Source organism: Erythrobacter sp. S227, assembly GCF_057364925.1.
Window position 1 is genome coordinate 2,675,817 of sequence record NZ_CP200280.1, and the last position, 19,045, is coordinate 2,694,861.

Here is a 19,045-nt window from a genome sequence, read left to right on the forward strand (position 1 = left end):
TTGAATGTAAATAATTTATTAAAGAAAGCGGGTTCCGAAAGGGGGATGCTCAAGTGAGCAGCGAAAACAGCAAGGCAGACACCAATGTCGCGCAAAGCGATTGGTGGCCCCATGCCCGCTTTATGCCCGCCCCTCTGACAGCTGTAGAGAAGGCTGCGATCGCCGCCAGCATCAACGGAGCCCCTGCCAGCAAGACGCTCAACAAAACGCGGTTCGCATTCGGGACTGCAGCGGTCGCCGTGGCGATAGCTGTACCGAACATCTCGCTCGAAGCGATGGTCGGCGCGATTGGAGAGGCATCTTTCGGGGATGCGCTTTCCTCGCCTGAGCCCGAGACAAAACCGCAGCCTGCGATGAAGGCTGCCCCTGCAGCAGCCGCACCCAAGCTGGCAACGCAAGTCTGGACGCCACAAGGCCAGGTCGCCAATCAGATTACAGGTTTGCTGTATGCCGATGTGATCGGCGGAGATGATGAGCCTGTGACGTTCAGCAGCGAAATCAGGCTTAGCGCGTTTGACCGCGAGTTGCCTCTGGCCGTCCTGAGCACAGGCTCACAAGAGTTCGATCTTGCTTTTGCCAGCGTCGAGATGCCGTCGGCGCTGACCGCATTGGTACCACCCCGTTTGCCCGAAGGTCCTGCACCGGTCACGCAATCGCGCAGCAACGCAATCGCGACCCGCACTGTTGCGATTGATCAGATCACCGGCCTTGATGCCGTGGTTCGTGCAACACCTGAGAATGCGGGTCCTGATGGCCGGACCCTTGCGCTGAGTTCATCATCGGCGCGCACCGATGCGATTGCCAACCGGTCTGTCGAGGCGGCCTTTGCAGGGGCAATTGATGCGTCTGCAGCGGTGCGAAGCTCGCTTCCAATCGCGCCAAACCGGACGCCCGTGCGGCCACCTGAAGGTGTTGATGAGGTTCGCCGTGCTGTTCCCGTGGGCGCTCCCCCACCCGAAGTCAGCGCCACGGCAGCTGCGCAAGCGGCGCTTGTGCCCAAGACAAAGCTTGATGCGCGGGTAAACGGCGTTCTTACCGGCAGCGTCGATTTCCAACAGCGCGATGGTACGATTGCAATCCGCCTCCGCTCGGTTGCCAACATGATGCGCGAACAATTCAGCAAGACGGAATTTGCAAGCATTACGCAAGGCGCGGCAATCGACAGTTTCGTGACCCTCGCGCAGCTGCAAGCCGCCGGCATTCCGGTGAGCTATAACCCCGCCTATGACGAGGTGGAGTTCGGGATCGATTACCAGGACGCGCCCAATGCGAAAAAGGTGCAGGTCGATCAGATTTCGGTCCCGACCCTGGGCTCTGAACTGACCGCGATCGAGCAAATCCCGCGTTAATCTCCCGTTCTCATTGGTAGATATACCCTCGTCCATTACTCTGACTCTTTTGATGAAGTCATGAGGGGGGCAACGAGAGGGGACGCAATGCGAAGTCAGACACACACTAAATCCATCGGGCTTTTGTTGGCTGCATCCATGCTTGCGAGCTGTGCTCCAACCGACAGCGCTCGGACTGCTGCTTCAGACACTCAAGTCGGCGTTGAAGACGTCGCGCGAGGCTCGAACGCCTTTGCACTTGATATGTACCGCGCTGTCGCAAAGCCGGGTGAAAACCTGTTCTTCTCGCCAGCCAGTATCTCGCTAGCGATGGGATACGCCTATCGCGGTGCGGACGGCCAGACGGCTGAGCAAATGCGCTCGGTGATGCACTACCCTGCGGGACCAGAGGGATACTTGCGTGCGGGCGGAGAGCTTGACCGCATGATGCAGATATCGGGGGAGGGCCGCGAGTTGCGCAGTGCCAACGCCTTCTGGGTGCGTGATGATCTGACGCTCAACCCGCAGTATCGTGCTGATCTGGAGCGCGAGGCATCTGGCGCATTCAACAGAGCTGATTTTGGCAATGATCCTGAAAGTGCGCGTAAAGAGATCAACGGCTGGGTTGCGGGAAAGACCAACAATCGGATTGAAGAGCTCATCCAGAGAGACGTGCTCAACACCCTGACCGCTGCGGTCCTCGTCAACGCAATCTATTGGAAGGGGGATTGGCTCACCCGCTTCTCGGAAAGCGCTACCAGAGAAGAGCCCTTCTTCCTCGCGGGAGGCGATGAAATCACGGCTGATCTGATGAACCTTCGCGCCGAGTTTCGCGGCATCAAGCGCGGTTCGGTCAAGCTCGTCGATCTGCCATATGCGGGCGAAGAAGTGAGCATGGTTGCGATCCTGCCTGAAAAACCAGACGGTTTGGCAAAGCTTGAAGAAGGTCTCACGCCAAGAAAACTTGAGCGATGGCTTGAGGCGCTGGATGAGGCGAAACCCTATGACACGGTCCTGACTATCCCGAAGATGAGCCTTGATTGGAATGCGGACCTGAAGGCGGTGATTGATGGTATGGGCGCGCCCCTGCCGTTTTCCAAGAATGCGAATTTTAATCGTATGGCGACCTTCCCGCAAGCGACGCTTCCCGATTGGTGCGGGTTGAAGATCACCAATATCCTTCACCAAGCTAACATTGATGTCGACGAAGCCGGGTCGGAAGCGGCGGCAGCAACGGCCGTGGTGATGGGCGGGGTCATGGTGACCTCGTCGCGCGTTGGTCCTCCTCCGCCGCCACCCTTCATCTTCCGCGCGGATCATCCGTTCATGTTCTTGCTGCGAGACAAACGCTCTGGCGCGATCCTGTTTATGGGCCGTATGGTTGACCCAAGGCAGGAAGAGAGCGCCGGGCCGCAACCTCAAAAGGGGCCGCCTGATCGGTATAGCCCGCCTTGCCCGCCCAAGTTCTAAGCCGACGCAAAAAGGGCGGCGCCATCGCTGACACCGCCCCCTAATTGCGAGCGCTTCAAGACACTCACAAAACTTTGTCCAAGATTTACTTGAGCTCGACGGTGCCGCCAGCTGCTTCGATCTTGCCTTTGATTTCTTCGGCTTCTGCCTTGTTGACGCCCTCTTTGAGAGGCTTTGGTGCGCCTTCGACGAGACCTTTGGCTTCGGTGAGGCCCAGGCCGGTGATGGCGCGGACTTCTTTGATGACCTGGATCTTTTTGCCACCGTCGCCGGTGAGGATGACGTCGAATTCGTCTTTTTCTTCAGCAGCAGCTTCGCCGCCGCCACCAGCAGGTGCAGCAACAGCAACAGCAGCAGCTGCAGAAACGCCCCACTCTTCTTCGAGTGCTTTGGCAAGTTCAGCTGCCTCAAGGACGGTCAGCTTCGAAAGTTCTTCAACAAGCTTGGCGATATCAGCCATGATGTTAACTCCAATAAAATTCGGGACTTAGATGCGTCCCAATGATGTTTCGTTTATCGTGCGAGTAGCGTCTTAAGCCCAATATCAGGCAGCGTCTTTGGCGGCATATGCGCCAATGACACGGGCCAGCTTGTTGGCTGGTGCCGTTGCAACCTGAGCGATCTTCGTCGCAGGTGCGTTGACAAGGCCAACAATCGTGCCACGCAGCTCGTCGAGGCTTGGCATCGAGGCAAGCGCCTTGATCCCGGCTTCGTCGAGCACCTGACTGCCCATCGAGCCACCGACGATTTCCAGCTTGTCGTTCGACTTTGCGAACTCAACAGCAGCCTTTGCTGCCGCCACAGGGTCCTCAGACCATGCAAGCGCGGTTGGACCGGTGAGGTATTCCTCAAGGCCAACGTAATCGGTGTCTTTCAGGGCGAGCTTTGCAAGACGGTTCTTCGCAACCTTATAAGTTGCACCAACTTCGCGCATCTTGCCCCGAAGATCGGTAGACTGGTCCACCGTCAGGCCGAGGTTGCGGGTGACAACCACCACGCCGACCTCGTTGAAGACTTGCGAGAGCTGCGCAACCGCATCGGCTTTTTGCGAACGATCCATGCATTTGCTCCTTCACTATGGCTGTGTGCGGGCGAGGCCTGCGCACAACCGGCTCAAATCAATCCATGCCGTTCATCGACACAGATCAAGTCCATCAATGGGGAAGGAGAAGCCAAAGGCTTGATCAGGGTGAGCGCATTTGCGGCCCACCAGAGAAACTCTTTTCCCCGTCTAGGCTGGAGATTAAGAGAGGCAAATTCCTCTCACCAACTGTCTCGGACGGATGACCTCCGGTAAAGAGGTCGAGGCGCGCCATTACTATGCGCGCCTCGAGAGTCAAGCGAATTGGTGCTTGCAGCTTATTTGATCTGGTACTCCAGAAGGTCTCCTGGCTGACACTCCAGTTCTCGGCATATCGCCGCAAGCGTTGTGAATCGGATCGCCTTGGCCTTTCCGGTTTTCAGGATCGAGAGATTGGCAAGGGTGAGACCCACCCGCTCGGCCAGCTCGGTCAGCGTCATGCGCCGGTCGTGGAGAATGTCATCGAGCTTGACCATGATTACGGCTCCTTCGTCATCGGCTGGCATTAGACCGTCCCTTCCAGATCTTCGCGCATTTCAGCGCCGTGCTTGAACACACGGGCGAGGATGAACAGCACGATGGCTAAAAGCACTCCGGTCAGCGAGAAGTCGAAATCGACGGTCAGATTTTCGGCGGGAACATAAGCCGCGAGATAGGCAGCCAGTGCAGCGATAGGGAATGTTGCGATCTGAAAACCCAGAGCGATCCATCCCATGCGGGTCAGCCGGTCTGCATTTGCAAGCGTGAACGGGTCATCATCTCTGACAGTGTCGATAATCCTGCCGAGCAATTGGAAGAAGTAGAATGCGGCCGCTGTAACTGCGGCAGCCAGCAAAAGCAGAACGATTGAAGCGGCCAAAGCCGCGGTGACACTGTCGCCTCCGCCTTCGATAACGGCAGCAGCAAACTCAGACTGCTCGATGAGCAAAAGCGGGATAACTCCAATGAGGATGACCGTTACAATACCGACAATGACCATCACGAGTGTCGTCATGATCTTGCCGGCAATGAGCAGGGGGTCTTTGGAATTGGTAGTCATGGCTATGAACCTTTCTAACGAGATCGGGCTAGCTGCGTCGGGCCGCTCTTGATCTAGGCAAGCTCGACCATGCCGACCGGTGAGGCTGCATGAGCGGGCGGCACGGTTGTGAGGGTGCCGATGGAGGTGAAGGCAAGGATCGCGGCTGCGATGGCGGCGAATGTGTTTGTAAGCTGCGGTTTCATATTGTTTTCCATTAAAGGGCATATTGAAAATCGATAAGCGCCATCTGGCCGAGTCGAAGTTTATTGTCAATCAATAATATTGAAAAACGATAATGCCGCTGGGCGCGAGCATGCGATTGCCCCCTTTACAAATCCAGCATTGTGCCTAAATACGCCTTCACACACCGCTTTCGAGCCGGACTGATTCATGCGCGACGAATTGGACCAAGAATAGAAATCGGTGCTTTGCCATATTCGCGAGTGTTTAAGCTGCATCCATTTTGGACACGGATTGGGCCCCCAATTCCATGTCTGCTGGAGTGCGGCTTGTTTGCGTCTGATATGGCATGACAGTCTCGCGTGACGACTGAACCCAATTCGCGGTCCGGATTTCCCGGGGCGTGCACAAGCAAAGAGGCAAAACTCCTCCATGGCAACCAAAGCGAAAGCCACCCGTAGCCGTCAGGCAAAGGGTACCGCAAAGCGGCGCATCCGTAAGATTTTTGGCGATATTCACGAAGTCGTCGAAATGCCCAACCTGATCGAAGTGCAGCGGGAGAGCTATGAGTTCTTCCTGCGCTCGAACAAGGAAACGGGCTATGTGTCGGGTCTGGAAAAGACCCTGCGCAGCGTCTTCCCGATCCGCGATTTTGCAGGCACCGCAGAGCTCGACTTTGTTCACTATGAACTCGAAGAGCCAAAGTACGACACCACCGAGTGCCGTCAGCGCGGGATCACTTACGCCGCTCCTATGAAGGTAACGCTTCGCCTGATCGTGTTTGAGGTCGATCAGGAAACCGAAACTCGCTCCGTTCTCGATATTAAAGAGCAGGACGTTTACATGGGCGATATGCCGCTCATGACCGATAACGGCACCTTTATCGTGAACGGTACTGAGCGCGTGATCGTGTCGCAAATGCACCGTTCGCCGGGCGTTCTGTTCGATCACGACCGCGGTAAAACGCACTCCTCGGGCAAGCTCCTGTTTGCAGCGCGCGTTATTCCGTACCGTGGTTCATGGCTCGACTTTGAGTTTGACGCCAAGGACATCGTCAACGTGCGGATCGACCGTAAGCGTAAGCTGCCGGTGACCGCGCTGCTTTATGCTCTGGGCCTCGATAGCGAGGGTATCCTTCACCACTTCTACGACACGATGAAGTGGGCACGGGACAAAGACGGCTGGAAAATCCCTTATACGCCAGAGGCATGGCGCGGCGCGAAGCCGGCCTTCCCGCTGATTGATGCGAAGACTGGCGAAGAGATTTTTGCAGCGGGCCAGAAGATTTCTCCGCGTGCTGCGAACAAGGCGCAGAAAGATGGTTTGACGGACCTTCTGCTTCCCACTGAGGAAGCCGTCGGTCGTTATGCCGCTTACGATATGATCAATGAGCAAACCGGCTCTATCTATATCGAAGCAGGCGACGAAGTGACGCTTGAGCACATCGAAGCGCTTGATGAAGCGGGCTTTGATACGCTTGAACTTCTCGACATTGATGAAATCAACACCGGCCCTTGGATCCGTAACACGTTGAAAGTCGACAAGGCTGAAAACCGTGATGAGGGTCTTGAGGCGATCTACAAGGTCATGCGTCCGGGCGAGCCTCCCACCAAGGAAACCGCAGAAGCTCTGTTCGAAGGCCTGTTCTTCGATGGTGAGCGTTATGACCTTTCCGCTGTTGGCCGCGTAAAGCTGAACATGCGTCTTGGCCTTGATGCCGAAGACACTGTGACGACGCTGCGTAAGGAAGACATCCTTGCGGTGGTCAAAGAGCTTGTCGATCTCAAAGACGGCAAGGGCGAAGTTGACGACATCGACAACCTTGGCAACCGCCGTGTTCGCTCGGTTGGTGAGCTTCTCGAAAACCAGTACCGCGTTGGCCTCCTTCGGATGGAGCGTGCGGTTAAAGAGCGTATGTCGAGCGTCGACGTGTCGACTGTGATGCCGAACGACCTTATCAACGCAAAGCCTGCTGTGGCGGCCGTGCGTGAGTTCTTTGGCTCCTCGCAGCTTTCACAGTTTATGGACCAGACGAACCCGCTGTCCGAAGTCACCCACAAACGCCGCGTGTCGGCGCTTGGCCCGGGCGGTTTGACGCGTGAGCGTGCCGGCTTTGAAGTCCGCGACGTTCACCCAACCCACTATGGCCGTATCTGCCCGATTGAAACGCCGGAAGGCCCGAACATCGGTCTGATTAACTCGCTGGCATCGTTCAGCCGGGTGAACAAATACGGCTTTATCGAGACGCCCTATCGTCAGGTGAAAGACAACAAGGTCAGCGGCGATGTGATCTATCTTTCCGCGATGGAAGAGCAGAAGCACACCGTTGCGCAGGCCTCGGCCGAACTCAACGACGACGGCACTTTTGTCGAAGACCTGATTTCGGCTCGTCAATCGGGTGACAACCTGATGGCACCAAACGATCAGATCACTTTGATGGACGTCTCGCCAAAGCAGCTCGTTTCTGTTGCCGCCTCGCTCATTCCGTTCCTTGAGAACGATGACGCGAACCGTGCGCTTATGGGCTCGAACATGCAGCGTCAGGCTGTGCCGCTTGTGAAAGCAGAGGCACCATGGGTCGGCACCGGCATGGAAGAAACCGTGGCGCGCGATTCCGGTGCGGCTATTGCGGCGAAGCGCGGCGGTATTGTCGACCAGGTTGACGCGACGCGTATCGTGATCCGTGCAATCGGTGATGTTGAGCCCGGTCAATCGGGCGTCGACATCTACACGCTGCAGAAATTCCAGCGCTCCAACCAGAACACCTGCATCAACCAGCGTCCGCTGGTGAAAGTGGGCGAGACGATTGAGCCGGGCGATATTATCGCTGACGGTCCATCGACGGACCTTGGTGAGTTGGCGCTGGGCAAAAACAGCCTCGTCGCGTTTATGCCCTGGAATGGCTACAACTACGAGGATTCGATCCTCATTTCCGAGCGCATCGTGAAAGACGACGTCTTCACCTCGATCCACATTGATGAATTCGAAGTGATGGCCCGCGACACCAAGCTTGGCCCAGAGGACATCACCCGCGACATTCCAAACGTGGGCGAAGAAGCTCTGCGCAACTTGGATGAGGCAGGCATTGTCTACATCGGCGCAGAAGTGCACCCGGGTGACATTCTCGTCGGCAAGATCACGCCAAAGGGTGAAAGCCCGATGACGCCGGAGGAGAAACTCCTTCGCGCGATCTTTGGCGAGAAAGCGTCCGACGTTCGTGACACCTCGCTGCGTCTGCCACCGGGTGTCGCTGGCACGGTTGTCGAGGTTCGCGTCTTCAACCGTCATGGTATCGAAATCGATGATCGTACCCGTGCGATCCAGAACGAAGAGATTGAACGTCTTCGCAAGGACGCCGCCGACGAACGCGCTATTTTGAACCGTGCGACGTACAACCGTCTCAAAGACATGCTGCTGGGTCAGACCGCTTCTGCCGCGCCGAAAGGCGTCAAGAAGGGTCAGGAAATCACGGAGCAGGTTCTGGCCGACATCGAACGCCACGAATGGTTCCAATTCGCGGTTGCTGACGATGCGCGTCAAACGCAGCTTGAGGCGATCAAGTCGCAATATGACGAAGCGGTTGGCCTCATCGATGCCAAGTTCGACGACCGTAAAGAGAAGCTGGAGCGCGGCGATGAGCTGGCACCTGGCGTTCTCAAAATGGTCAAGGTCTTCGTCGCGGTGAAGCGCAAGCTTCAGCCGGGCGACAAGATGGCCGGTCGTCACGGTAACAAGGGTGTGATTTCGCGCATCCTTCCTGCCGAAGACATGCCGTTCCTCGAAGACGGTACGCCGGTTGACCTTGTGCTCAACCCGCTGGGCGTGCCGTCGCGTATGAACGTCGGTCAAATCTTTGAAACGCACCTTGGTTTTGCAGCACGCGGCCTTGGCATGGATATCGCCGAAAAACTCGAAGAGTGGAAAGCGGCCAATCCGAATGCAGCCGAAGACTATGCCGATGTGAAGCCTCCAGAGGCTGTCGTTGATCGTCTGAAAGATGTTTACGGCGAGCAGTATTTCGAAGATCTCGAAAGCCGTTCGACTGCAAACATCGTTGAGCTGGCGACCAACCTCTCGGCAGGTGTGCCCATGGGTACGCCGGTCTTTGATGGTGCGCGCGAACCTGACGTGACCGATTATCTGGTCAAGGCCGGTGTCGATAGCTCGGGCCAGTCGACGCTCTATGACGGGCGCACCGGTGAGGCGTTTGACCGTAAGGTGACCGTGGGCATTATCTACATGCTCAAACTGCACCACCTGGTCGACGACAAAATCCACGCACGGTCCATCGGTCCATACTCGCTCGTCACGCAGCAGCCGCTGGGTGGTAAGGCGCAGTTTGGTGGTCAGCGCTTTGGTGAGATGGAAGTCTGGGCACTGCAAGCATACGGCGCTGCCTACACCTTGCAGGAAATGCTCACCGTCAAATCGGACGATGTTGTGGGCCGGACCAAGGTCTACGAAGCCATCGTCAAAGGCGACGACACCTTCGAGGCAGGCATTCCGGAGAGCTTCAACGTTCTCGTCAAGGAAATGCGCTCTTTGGGCATGAACGTCGAGCTGACTTCGCTGGGTGACGGCGAAGAAGACGACGACGATTTCGGCGCGATTGCAGCGGAATAGAGGGAGTGGGCTTTGCGGCCCCTCCCACCTTTCCGCCTAAAAGTTTTCACCCTCTCAAGGGAACACAGTCATGAATGAACTGACAAAATTCACCAACCAGCTGGCTAAGCCGGAAACCTTTGACCAGATCCAGATCGGCATCGCCTCGCCAGAGCGCATCCGTTCGTGGTCTTTCGGAGAGATCAAGAAGCCGGAAACGATCAACTACCGTACGTTCAAGCCTGAGCGTGATGGCCTCTTCTGTGCGCGTATCTTTGGTCCGGTAAAGGACTACGAATGCCTTTGCGGCAAGTACAAGCGCATGAAGTACAAAGGCGTCGTTTGCGAAAAATGCGGCGTTGAAGTCACCGTTACCAAGGTTCGCCGTGAGCGTATGGGCCACATCGAGCTTGCGGCTCCTGTGGCGCACATCTGGTATCTCAAATCGCTGCCATCGCGCATCGGCCTCCTGCTCGACATTCAGTTGAAGCAGCTTGAGCGTATTCTCTACTTCGAAAGCTATGTTGTGGTTGAGCCGGGTCTGACCCCGCTCGAAAAATTCCAGCTGCTCACCGAAGACGAACTCTTGGAAGCGCAAGACGAGTATGGCGAAGACGCCTTCTCCGCCGACATCGGCGCAGAAGCGGTCAAGGTCATGCTGATGGAATTGGACCTCGAGCAAGAGCGCGAAGACCTGCTTGAGGAACTCGCGACCACCAAGTCGACGCTTAAGCCCAAGAAGATCATCAAGCGCCTCAAGGTGGTTGAGAGCTTCATTGAATCAGGCAACCGTCCTGAGTGGATGATCCTTGAAGTGATCCCTGTGATCCCGCCAGAACTGCGCCCGCTGGTGCCGCTGGATGGTGGCCGTTTTGCAACGTCCGACTTGAACGATCTCTATCGCCGTGTGATCAACCGGAACAACCGTCTGAAGCGCCTGATCGAGCTTCGCGCACCAGACATCATCGTTCGTAACGAGAAGCGTATGCTTCAAGAAGCGGTTGATGCCCTGTTCGACAACGGCCGCCGTGGCCGCGTCATCACCGGCGCGAACAAGCGTCCGCTGAAGTCGCTCTCTGACATGCTCAAGGGCAAGCAGGGCCGCTTCCGTCAGAACCTTCTTGGTAAGCGCGTCGACTATTCAGGCCGTTCGGTCATCGTGACCGGTCCTGAGCTTAAGCTTCATCAGTGTGGTTTGCCGAAGAAGATGGCTCTCGAGCTGTTCAAGCCGTTCATCTACGCACGTCTTGATGCAAAGGGTCTTTCGATGACCCTCAAGCAAGCCAAGAAGTGGGTCGAGAAAGAGCGCAAGGAAGTCTGGGACATCCTTGACGAAGTGATCCGTGAGCACCCCGTTCTTCTGAACCGTGCGCCAACGCTTCACCGTCTTGGCATTCAGGCGTTCGAGCCCGTTCTCATCGAAGGTAAAGCGATCCAGCTTCACCCGCTGGTGTGTTCGGCCTTTAACGCTGACTTTGACGGCGACCAAATGGCGGTCCACGTACCGCTCAGCCTCGAAGCGCAGCTCGAAGCGCGCGTTTTGATGATGTCAACGAACAACATCCTTTCGCCTGCCAACGGCAAGCCGATCATCGTTCCGTCACAGGATATGGTGCTGGGTATCTACTATCTCTCGATGGAGCGTCAGGAAAAGACCCCTGAATTCCTCGAGAATGAAGACGGCACCAAAGTCGAGAAGCTGCCGCGCTTTGCCGATATGGCCGAAGTGCACCATGCGCTTGAGACCAAGGCTGTGTCGCTTCACTCCAAGATCCTGGCACGCGTTCCCCAAGCGGATGAAGATGGCAACATCGTCATGAGGCGCTTTGAAACGACGCCGGGCCGTATGTTGATCGGTGAGTGCCTGCCAAAGAACCACAAGGTTCCTTACGACATCATCAACCGCCTTCTGACGAAGAAGGACATCGGTGACGTGATTGACGAAGTGTATCGTCACACCGGGCAGAAGGACACGGTCCTCTTCGCTGACGCCATCATGGTGCTGGGCTTCCGCCACGCATTCAAGGCGGGCATTAGCTTCGGCAAAGATGACATGATCATTCCTGACGCAAAGGAAGGCATGGTCGAAGAGACCAAGTCGCTGGTTGCTGACTATGAACAGCAGTATCAGGACGGTCTCATCACGCAGCAAGAGAAGTACAACAAGGTCATCGACGCTTGGTCCAAGTGTGGCGATCTGGTTGCTGATGCGATGATGGCCGAGATTAAGGCACAGCCCATCGACAAAGAAGGCCGCGAGGCTGACATCAACTCGATCTACATGATGAGCCACTCTGGTGCGCGTGGTAGCCCTGCGCAGATGAAACAGCTTGCCGGTATGCGCGGTCTGATGGCCAAGCCTTCGGGCGAGATCATCGAGAACCCGATTATCTCGAACTTTAAAGAGGGTCTGTCGGTTCTTGAGTACTTCAACTCAACCCACGGCGCCCGTAAGGGTCTGGCTGATACTGCGCTCAAGACAGCAAACTCGGGTTATCTGACCCGCCGTCTGGTCGACGTATCGCAAGACTGCACCATCGTTGAGAAAGACTGTAAGACCGAAAACGCACTTGAAATGCGTGCCATCGTTCAAGGTGGTTCGGTCATCGCGTCGCTGGGTGAGCGTATCCTTGGCCGCACCGTTGCCGAAGACATCGTCAACGCTGCAACCGGCGAAGTGATCGTCAAGGCTGGCACCATGGTCGACGAGCCAATGGTGAAGGAAATCGAGGCGGCTGAAGTTCAGTCTGCTCGCATCCGTTCGCCGTTGCTGTGCGAGAGCGAGCAGGGCGTGTGCGGAACCTGCTATGGCCGTGACCTTGCACGCGGTACGCCTGTGAACATCGGTGAAGCTGTGGGCGTTATCGCTGCGCAGTCCATCGGTGAGCCGGGTACTCAGTTGACCATGCGTACCTTCCACATTGGTGGTGCAGCGCAGCTCAACGAAACATCGCACCTTGAAGCGATTTCGGACGGTAAGGTCGAACTTCGCGATATGCCGACGATCACCGATAAGAAGGGCAACATCCTGTCGCTCGCTCGTAACGGTGAAATCGCGGTTATCGATGCCGAGGGCCGTGAGCGTGAGATGCACAAAGTGCCTTACGGTACGGTCATCAAGTTCAAGAACGGCGCGAAGGTCAAAGAAGGCGACCGCCTTGCTGAATGGGACCCGTTCACTCTGCCGATCATCACCGAACAATCGGGTGTGGTTAAGTATCAGGATCTGGTCGAGGGTACGACGCTTGAAGAGCAGACCGATGATGCCACCGGTATCGCGCAGCGCGTGGTTACCGAAAACCGCGCCACCGGCCGCAAGAAGAAGGAAGAGCTGCGTCCGCGCATGATCCTTCAGGGCGAAGGCCAGACCATCGAGGACGAAACCGATGCACAGCGCTACATGCTTGCACCGGGCACCACGCTCTCGGTCGAAGACGGTCAAACGGTTGAAGCTGGTGACATTCTTGCGCGTGCATCGCGTGAGGCTGCAAAAACCCGCGACATCACCGGTGGTCTGCCGCGTGTGGCCGAACTGTTCGAGGCGCGTCTGCCAAAGGACATGTCGGTCATCGCCAAGATTTCGGGCAAGATCGAATTCGTTCGCGAATATAAAGCGAAGCGCAAGATCGCGATTGTACCGGAAGAGGGTGATCCAGTTGAGTACCTGATCCCCAAAACCAAGGTGATCGACGTGCAGGAAGGCGACTTCGTGAAAAAGGGTGATACCCTGATTTCCGGCGCGCCGAACCCGCACGACATCCTTGAGGTGATGGGCGTTGAGGCACTGTCTGAGTATCTCGTCAACGAGATCCAGGAAGTGTACCGACTGCAGGGCGTGAAGATCAACGACAAGCACATCGAGGTGATCGTTCGCCAGATGCTGCAGAAAGTTGAGATCACCAATGGCGGCGACACCACGCTTCTGCCGGGCGAGCAGGTCGACTATGCCGAAATGCTCGAAGTGAACGCCAAGCTTGGCAAGAACAAGAAGCCGGCCGAAGGCACGCCGATCCTGCTCGGGATCACCAAGGCGTCGCTCCAGACCCGCAGCTTCATCTCTGCCGCATCGTTCCAAGAGACGACCCGCGTACTTACCCAGGCTTCGGTCGAAGGTAAGAAAGACACGCTGATCGGTCTTAAAGAGAATGTGATCGTGGGCCGCCTGATCCCGGCAGGGACGGGCGCTGGCATGAACCGTATGCGTGTGACTGCCTCGAGCCGTGATGCTGCTCTCAAAGCTGCCTGGAAAAAGCAGCAAGAGAAGCTGGCAGCAGCGGGCGTCAAAGAAGAAGAACCGGCCGCTGATCCGGTCTCTTCGGAAGACGCGATGAAGGCAGCCATGGGTGGCGGTTCAGCACCGGCACCCGAAGCAGACGCAGGCGACGCCAGCGAATAAGCGACGCGCGTCTACCTAAAAAGAGGCCCCGCAGGAGCGATCCTTCGGGGCCTTTTTTGTGGCCGTTCAGATTGCAGTCTGGTTTGCGGGCATAGCGTGCCTGCTTATTTGTTGGAGGAGGGACTTTATGAAACGTTTGATTCTATTGGCTTGTGCGACCGCTATTGCCGCGCCGGTTGTGCCATTGACCGCGCAAGACACTGTCGTTGTTACGGGCTCACGCCAAGACCGCTCTGCGTTCAATGCTTATCTCGGCCCAAGCCGGAATGGCAGCGGTCCATCCGCTATCGGGGTAACACGGCGCGCAGATTATTTCGTCACGCCGCTGTTCGTGAGTTCAGACTCGCGCAATTTCGATGAACGCCGCGAAGAGCTTTTCACAATGCTGGGCGAAACGTTGAAGCGCGCTGATGCCGAGGGCATTGATGTTGTCGCGGGCCAGTATGGTCTGGAGCCTGTGACCTTGGCGAATATGCGTCAGCTTCCCCTTGCAGGGGGCAACCGGCCAGACACCAACCGGGTACAGATTTATGCCCGCATCCCTTTGCGCGGCGATGATCCATCGGTGCGCGCGACATCCGAGCGGATCAAGGAATTTGTAAAGGCGATCCCTGCAACGGGCCGATCCTTTATCGACGTGGGCACAACCGGCCTCGCGATTGACGATCCCGAACAATACCGACGGGCTGTCGTCGGTGAAATCGCCAGGGAAGCCAACGCCTATGCGAAGCTGTTTGGGAGTGACTACGGCGTCTCGATCACTGGCCTTCACGGCGATCTGTATTTCCAGCAATCGAGCGAAACCGAGGTGTTCCTCTACATCGAGCACACATTCGACATCGCGCCGAAGTGACAATCCCCACCTTTTCGCTCTTGCGAAGCATTTGCAATTAGGCCATGATGCTCCTCACAGTCACACCACAGACCAGTGAAGGAGCATCATGCCAAGCAATTCCGTCCCGACCGCCGAGAGCAAAGCCACAATCGCCAAGCTGGCGCAGCAGCGTTCCATCGAAACTGTGGGTCCGATTGCGGCGCGGTTTGTCTATTCCCTGCGGCTTATCGCTCTCCACCAGAGAGCGGGGCGCGATCCGATACCGGAGCTTGCTGCGCAACTGAACAGTGTCAGCGTGGCCGCTAAAGCTCTTGCTCTGAGCCAAACGGTTGCTGCGATCTGGCCGGAAAACATCCACGTTTCGCGCTTTTGCTGCTGCAAGCTCACCCATGATGAGGCAACCATCGCAGCGGCCCTGGAGGCCGCAACCGACCGGGATTACTCCAAATTCAGAGCCGCGGTGGACGGGTTGATCCGCAATGAGCGCGCGACGCGCCTGTGGGAAAACGTCCTCGAACTGGTCGAGGCTGAGTTTACCGCAGTCTGACTTATTGGCGTTTAACTGTAGGCCATCCGCTCAAGCGCGCCGAATGCCTCCAGCGCGCCGGGATCGCCAAAGGGCGACATCTGGGTGACAAACACCCCGGCTTTTTCGGACGCTGGATCAATCCAGTAATAGGAATTGAAAATCCCTGCCCACGCCATGCTTCCCGCAGCGCGGCCATTGGGGCCAGGTTCCGGGTTCAACAGAAATCCAAGGCCCCAACCTGTGTGCATATCGGGAAAATTGTCGAAGGCCCCTGCAAGTTCGGGCATGCTTGAGGCCATATAGCCTGCGCGCAAGTCGCCGATCTGGTTGCGGCCCATTTCTGCAACCGTTTCCGCTGTCAGAATGCGTGTCCCGTCAAGCTCCCCGCCGCGCAGCATCGCGCGCAAGAACCGCGCGTAGTCTTGCGCGGTTGAGACCAGTCCGCCGCCCCCGCTGTCAAATTCGGCATTGCTCAGAAAGACCGGCGAAATATCGAAACCGCCTTCGGGTTTGCGCACATGTACGCTTGCCAGCCCGTCAGGCGGGGTATCGTGAAAGGCGGTCGCGTTCATCCCCAGCGGCGCAAGCACATATGCGGTCAGATAATCGCGCAGCCGCATACCGCTGGCAGCTTCCACCGCGAAACCGACCCAATCGGTTGCAACACTGTATTCCCAGCGTTCTCCGGGCTCAAACATAAGCGGCATTTCAACACCTGCCCGCTCGCCCGGCTGGGGAATGCCGGCATGCATGTAATATCGCAGGATGTCGCTCTGGACGAAGAAATATCCCAGCCCGGCGGTATGGGTCAAAAGGTGGCGCAAGGTCACAGGCCGGGTGGCTTTCCGCAGTTGCGGAACGCCCGCATCGTCAAAGCCGGTGAGGATGTCGGGCTCGGCCAGATCAGGCAAAAGCGCACCGATGGGCTCATCTAGCCGAAGCTTGCCCTGTTCGACCAATTGCATTGCAGCAGCAGACACGAGGGCTTTCGTCATCGACGCGATCTGGCATTTGGTGTCCAGAGCCATCGGCACCAAAGTCGCCGTGCTCGCAGAGCCTACAGCGTGGGCAAAGATTGCGCCTTCCTTGTCGACCACAATCGCAGCGGCCCCCGGCAAATCGGCTGCTTCAACAGCCGCTTCGAATTTTCTTGCGTCCATTTTGCGCGCTCTCCCCTTTTTCCCCTAGGCCACTTTTCCCGCTAGGCCACTTTTCCCGCTAGGACTGTAACGCTTTTGGCGCTAGCGCAACTTTTATGACGACCACGACACGTTTTGCACCTTCGCCCACGGGCCGGCTCCATGTTGGCAATATCCGCACTGCGCTCCACAACTGGATGCTCGCCCAAGAAGAGGGCGGGGAATTCATCCTGCGCATCGACGACACCGATGCTGAGCGCAGCAAAGAGGAATATGTCGACGCCATCCGTGCGGACCTTAAATGGCTGGGCCTCAACTGGACCCGTGAAGAGCGCCAGTCGACACGGCTTGATGCCTATGAAGCGGCGTTCAACACTCTGCGCGAAGCGGGCCGGATTTATCCAGCCTATGAGACGAGCCAGGAACTCGAGCTTAAGCGCAAGGTGCTCCTCGGGCGCGGTTTGCCGCCGATTTATGATCGCGGTGCGCTTGATCTGACCGACGAACAACGCGCGGCAAAGGAAGCCGAAGGAATTGCGCCGCACTGGCGCTTCAAGCTTGATCATGACGAAGTGATCGAATGGACCGACGGGGTACGCGGCAATACCAAATTTGATGCAAAGCTTCTGTCAGACCCGGTGATCCGCCGCGCCGATGGGTCGTGGCTCTATATGCTCCCGTCTACTGTCGATGATGTCGATATGGGCGTGACGCAGGTCTTGCGCGGAGAAGACCACGTCTCCAACACCGCCGTGCAGATACAGATGTTCACCGCCATGGGTGCGGCCCCGCCCAAATTTGCGCATGAAGCGCTTTTGGTGGGCAAAGAGGGCAAATTGTCCAAACGGCTGGGTTCGCTCGGCTGCGATGCGTTCCGCGAAAAGGACATTGAACCGATCGCGATCATCGCTCTGCTTGCACGCCTTGGCACGTCGCTCCCGGTAGAGCCGATTGCGGACCGCGCGAAACTGCTCGAAACCTTCGATCTTGGCACTTTTGGCCGTGCTCCTGCGAAGTTTGACGATGCCGAATTGGAGCGGCTGAACACTGCGATTGTTCACGCCATGCCTTATGAAGCGGTGAAAGACCGCCTGCCGGAAGGCATGGACGAGGCGGGTTGGCACGCGGTTCAGCCCAATATCTCGACCGTTGGCGAGGTCACCGAATGGTGGCGTCTGGTCACCGGCCCGATCGAACAACCTGAATTCTCGGACGAGGACAAAACCTACCTTGCGCAGGCGGCTGAGACGCTGACCTGGGGCGACGACCCATGGAGCGCGCTGACCTCTGCCTTGAAGGGGGCAACAGGCCGCAAGGGCAAGCAATTGTTCCTGCCGCTTCGCCAAGCGCTCACCGGCATGAACCACGGCCCCGATATGGGCGAGCTATTGCCATTGATCGGTGAAACCGAGGCAAAGGCACGGCTGGAGAAGGCAGCGGGTTAGGCCCTCCAAATTGGAGTTTCCTGCCATTCATTGGGGAAACCCATATCGCTCAGTGCATTTTCGGGGTGGCTACAGAGAACTTGCTTGATGTCGCTGGACCAGTTGGAGTCCGGCGCGACCTTCTGGACAATGTAATTGATCATTGTCAGGCCGTTATAAATCCGAAGTCCCGCTTGGTTCGCAGCTTTATCCAGCGATTGGGCAAGCTCGGGAGGTTTTTCTGCCAGTTTAGGCGGCGCTCTAAATCCTCGATTCCAAAGCCTCCCATGATGGGCGCATGTATTCCGGATATCATTAATGTGACGGACGAGGGGAACAAATACGGTTTCATTGAGGCCAAGGGGATTGGCAATGCGCTTCCGTAGCGACCGATCACGAAGGTTAGAATACCAGCGCGATATTTCACCGAATGACATCATCTCGGCGACCATCCAAACGGGTGGTAAGGCAGGAGTGTCATACGCTGCCATGTAGTGCTTGATATACGTTTCGCGCGAACGTCCAACGCCGTTTGCGAGCCTCGCCAAGCTTTTATTGAACTCGGCTCTGTCGCGATAAAGCGCAGCGTTCAGATAACTGTGTCCGTTTTCGATTTGACCTAGCTGATATGCCCAGCTTCCCCTTAATGCGACTTCGACGTGCTCGGTGCCGCGAAATACCAACCTTCGCAGGTTCCTATCGAAATCGTAAAGAGCTGTAGCTTGTTGAAACGTTACCCCCGGCCTAAATCGGGGGTCACCTTCCTCTTTCGGGCTCTCGAAATATAACCAATACGCGCTCAGGCGGTAATAGCTGACATGTGAAAGCCAATAAGCAGCACTATCTTTATCATCTATTACCATTCCACATTCGGCGAGATGACTGATTTGTTCGTCGATAGTAAGCGAAGGTTTTGAATAGGTTCGAGCCATTTCGTTACTATATCGCTCAACAGGCAAAAAAAGACCCGCCCAGTGTGCATTTCCACAAAGGAAAGAGGCCGGGCGGGTGCGATTGCCTTCCAATTAGCAACTCATTCC

The 19,045-nt window shown here is 56.8% G+C and carries 14 protein-coding genes; 7 read left to right on the forward strand and 7 right to left on the reverse strand.

Annotated features, from left to right (window positions below):
* Positions 1-53 precede the first annotated feature (53 nt).
* Together AC0V6Q_RS12740 and AC0V6Q_RS12745 are read left to right on the forward strand one after the other, a co-directional pair.
* Positions 54-1,349 (forward strand): hypothetical protein, encoded by a 1,296-nt coding sequence (locus AC0V6Q_RS12740; protein WP_486168750.1) that lies wholly within the window; start codon positions 54-56, stop codon positions 1,347-1,349.
* Between the two features lie 87 nt (positions 1,350-1,436).
* Positions 1,437-2,798 carry a serpin family protein gene (locus tag AC0V6Q_RS12745; RefSeq protein WP_486168751.1) on the forward strand — a complete coding sequence of 454 codons (1,362 nt, stop codon included), beginning with the start codon at positions 1,437-1,439 and terminating at the stop codon, positions 2,796-2,798.
* An 85-nt stretch (positions 2,799-2,883) separates the two neighbouring features.
* Here AC0V6Q_RS12745 and rplL read toward each other — a convergent pair whose 3' ends face one another.
* The 5 genes from rplL to AC0V6Q_RS12770 all read right to left on the reverse strand — a co-directional run bounded on the left by rplL (position 2,884) and on the right by AC0V6Q_RS12770 (position 5,103).
* Positions 2,884-3,258 (reverse strand): 50S ribosomal protein L7/L12, encoded by a 375-nt coding sequence (rplL, locus tag AC0V6Q_RS12750; RefSeq protein ID WP_486168752.1) that lies wholly within the window; start codon positions 3,256-3,258, stop codon positions 2,884-2,886.
* A gap of 84 nt (positions 3,259-3,342) precedes the next feature.
* A complete protein-coding gene (rplJ, locus tag AC0V6Q_RS12755; protein ID WP_486168753.1) occupies positions 3,343-3,858 on the reverse strand; it encodes a 50S ribosomal protein L10 in 516 nt (171 codons plus the stop codon).
* Positions 3,859-4,157: 299 nt separating this feature from the next.
* The gene (locus AC0V6Q_RS12760) at positions 4,158-4,385 is read right to left on the reverse strand and encodes a helix-turn-helix domain-containing protein (RefSeq protein WP_486168754.1); all 228 of its coding nucleotides are present in this window, start codon (positions 4,383-4,385) and stop codon (positions 4,158-4,160) included.
* The gene (locus AC0V6Q_RS12765; RefSeq protein ID WP_486168755.1) at positions 4,385-4,918 is read right to left on the reverse strand and encodes a DUF2975 domain-containing protein; all 534 of its coding nucleotides are present in this window, start codon (positions 4,916-4,918) and stop codon (positions 4,385-4,387) included. Before AC0V6Q_RS12765 ends, AC0V6Q_RS12760 begins: the two co-directional genes overlap by 1 nt.
* 53 nt (positions 4,919-4,971) lie before the next feature.
* Complete coding sequence (locus AC0V6Q_RS12770; RefSeq protein WP_486168756.1) at positions 4,972-5,103, reverse strand: hypothetical protein; 132 nt, start codon at positions 5,101-5,103, stop codon at positions 4,972-4,974.
* Positions 5,104-5,512: 409 nt separating this feature from the next.
* Between AC0V6Q_RS12770 and rpoB the strand changes: the two genes are divergently transcribed.
* From rpoB to AC0V6Q_RS12790, 4 genes are all read left to right on the forward strand, one after another.
* Positions 5,513-9,703, forward strand: coding sequence for a DNA-directed RNA polymerase subunit beta (rpoB, locus tag AC0V6Q_RS12775; protein ID WP_486168757.1), 4,191 nt, complete (start codon positions 5,513-5,515; stop codon positions 9,701-9,703).
* 70 nt (positions 9,704-9,773) lie between these two features.
* A complete protein-coding gene (gene rpoC / locus AC0V6Q_RS12780; RefSeq protein WP_486168758.1) occupies positions 9,774-14,078 on the forward strand; it encodes a DNA-directed RNA polymerase subunit beta' in 4,305 nt (1,434 codons plus the stop codon).
* 127 nt (positions 14,079-14,205) lie between these two features.
* The gene (locus AC0V6Q_RS12785; RefSeq protein WP_486168759.1) at positions 14,206-14,931 is read left to right on the forward strand and encodes a hypothetical protein; all 726 of its coding nucleotides are present in this window, start codon (positions 14,206-14,208) and stop codon (positions 14,929-14,931) included.
* An 88-nt stretch (positions 14,932-15,019) separates the two neighbouring features.
* Positions 15,020-15,460, forward strand: a complete 441-nt coding sequence (locus AC0V6Q_RS12790) for a DNA-directed RNA polymerase subunit beta' (RefSeq protein WP_486168760.1) — start codon at positions 15,020-15,022, stop codon at positions 15,458-15,460.
* Between the two features lie 11 nt (positions 15,461-15,471).
* Here AC0V6Q_RS12790 and AC0V6Q_RS12795 read toward each other — a convergent pair whose 3' ends face one another.
* Positions 15,472-16,602, reverse strand: a complete 1,131-nt coding sequence (locus AC0V6Q_RS12795) for a serine hydrolase domain-containing protein (protein WP_486168761.1) — start codon at positions 16,600-16,602, stop codon at positions 15,472-15,474.
* Positions 16,603-16,697: 95 nt separating this feature from the next.
* Between AC0V6Q_RS12795 and gltX the strand changes: the two genes are divergently transcribed.
* Positions 16,698-18,026 (forward strand): glutamate--tRNA ligase, encoded by a 1,329-nt coding sequence (gene gltX, locus AC0V6Q_RS12800; RefSeq protein WP_486168762.1) that lies wholly within the window; start codon positions 16,698-16,700, stop codon positions 18,024-18,026.
* Here gltX and AC0V6Q_RS12805 read toward each other — a convergent pair.
* Entirely contained in the window at positions 18,023-19,030 is a 1,008-nt protein-coding gene (locus AC0V6Q_RS12805) for an Abi family protein (protein ID WP_486168763.1), read from the reverse strand. The two genes, gltX and AC0V6Q_RS12805, sit on opposite strands and share 4 nt — an antisense overlap.
* Positions 19,031-19,045: the final 15 nt, after the last annotated feature.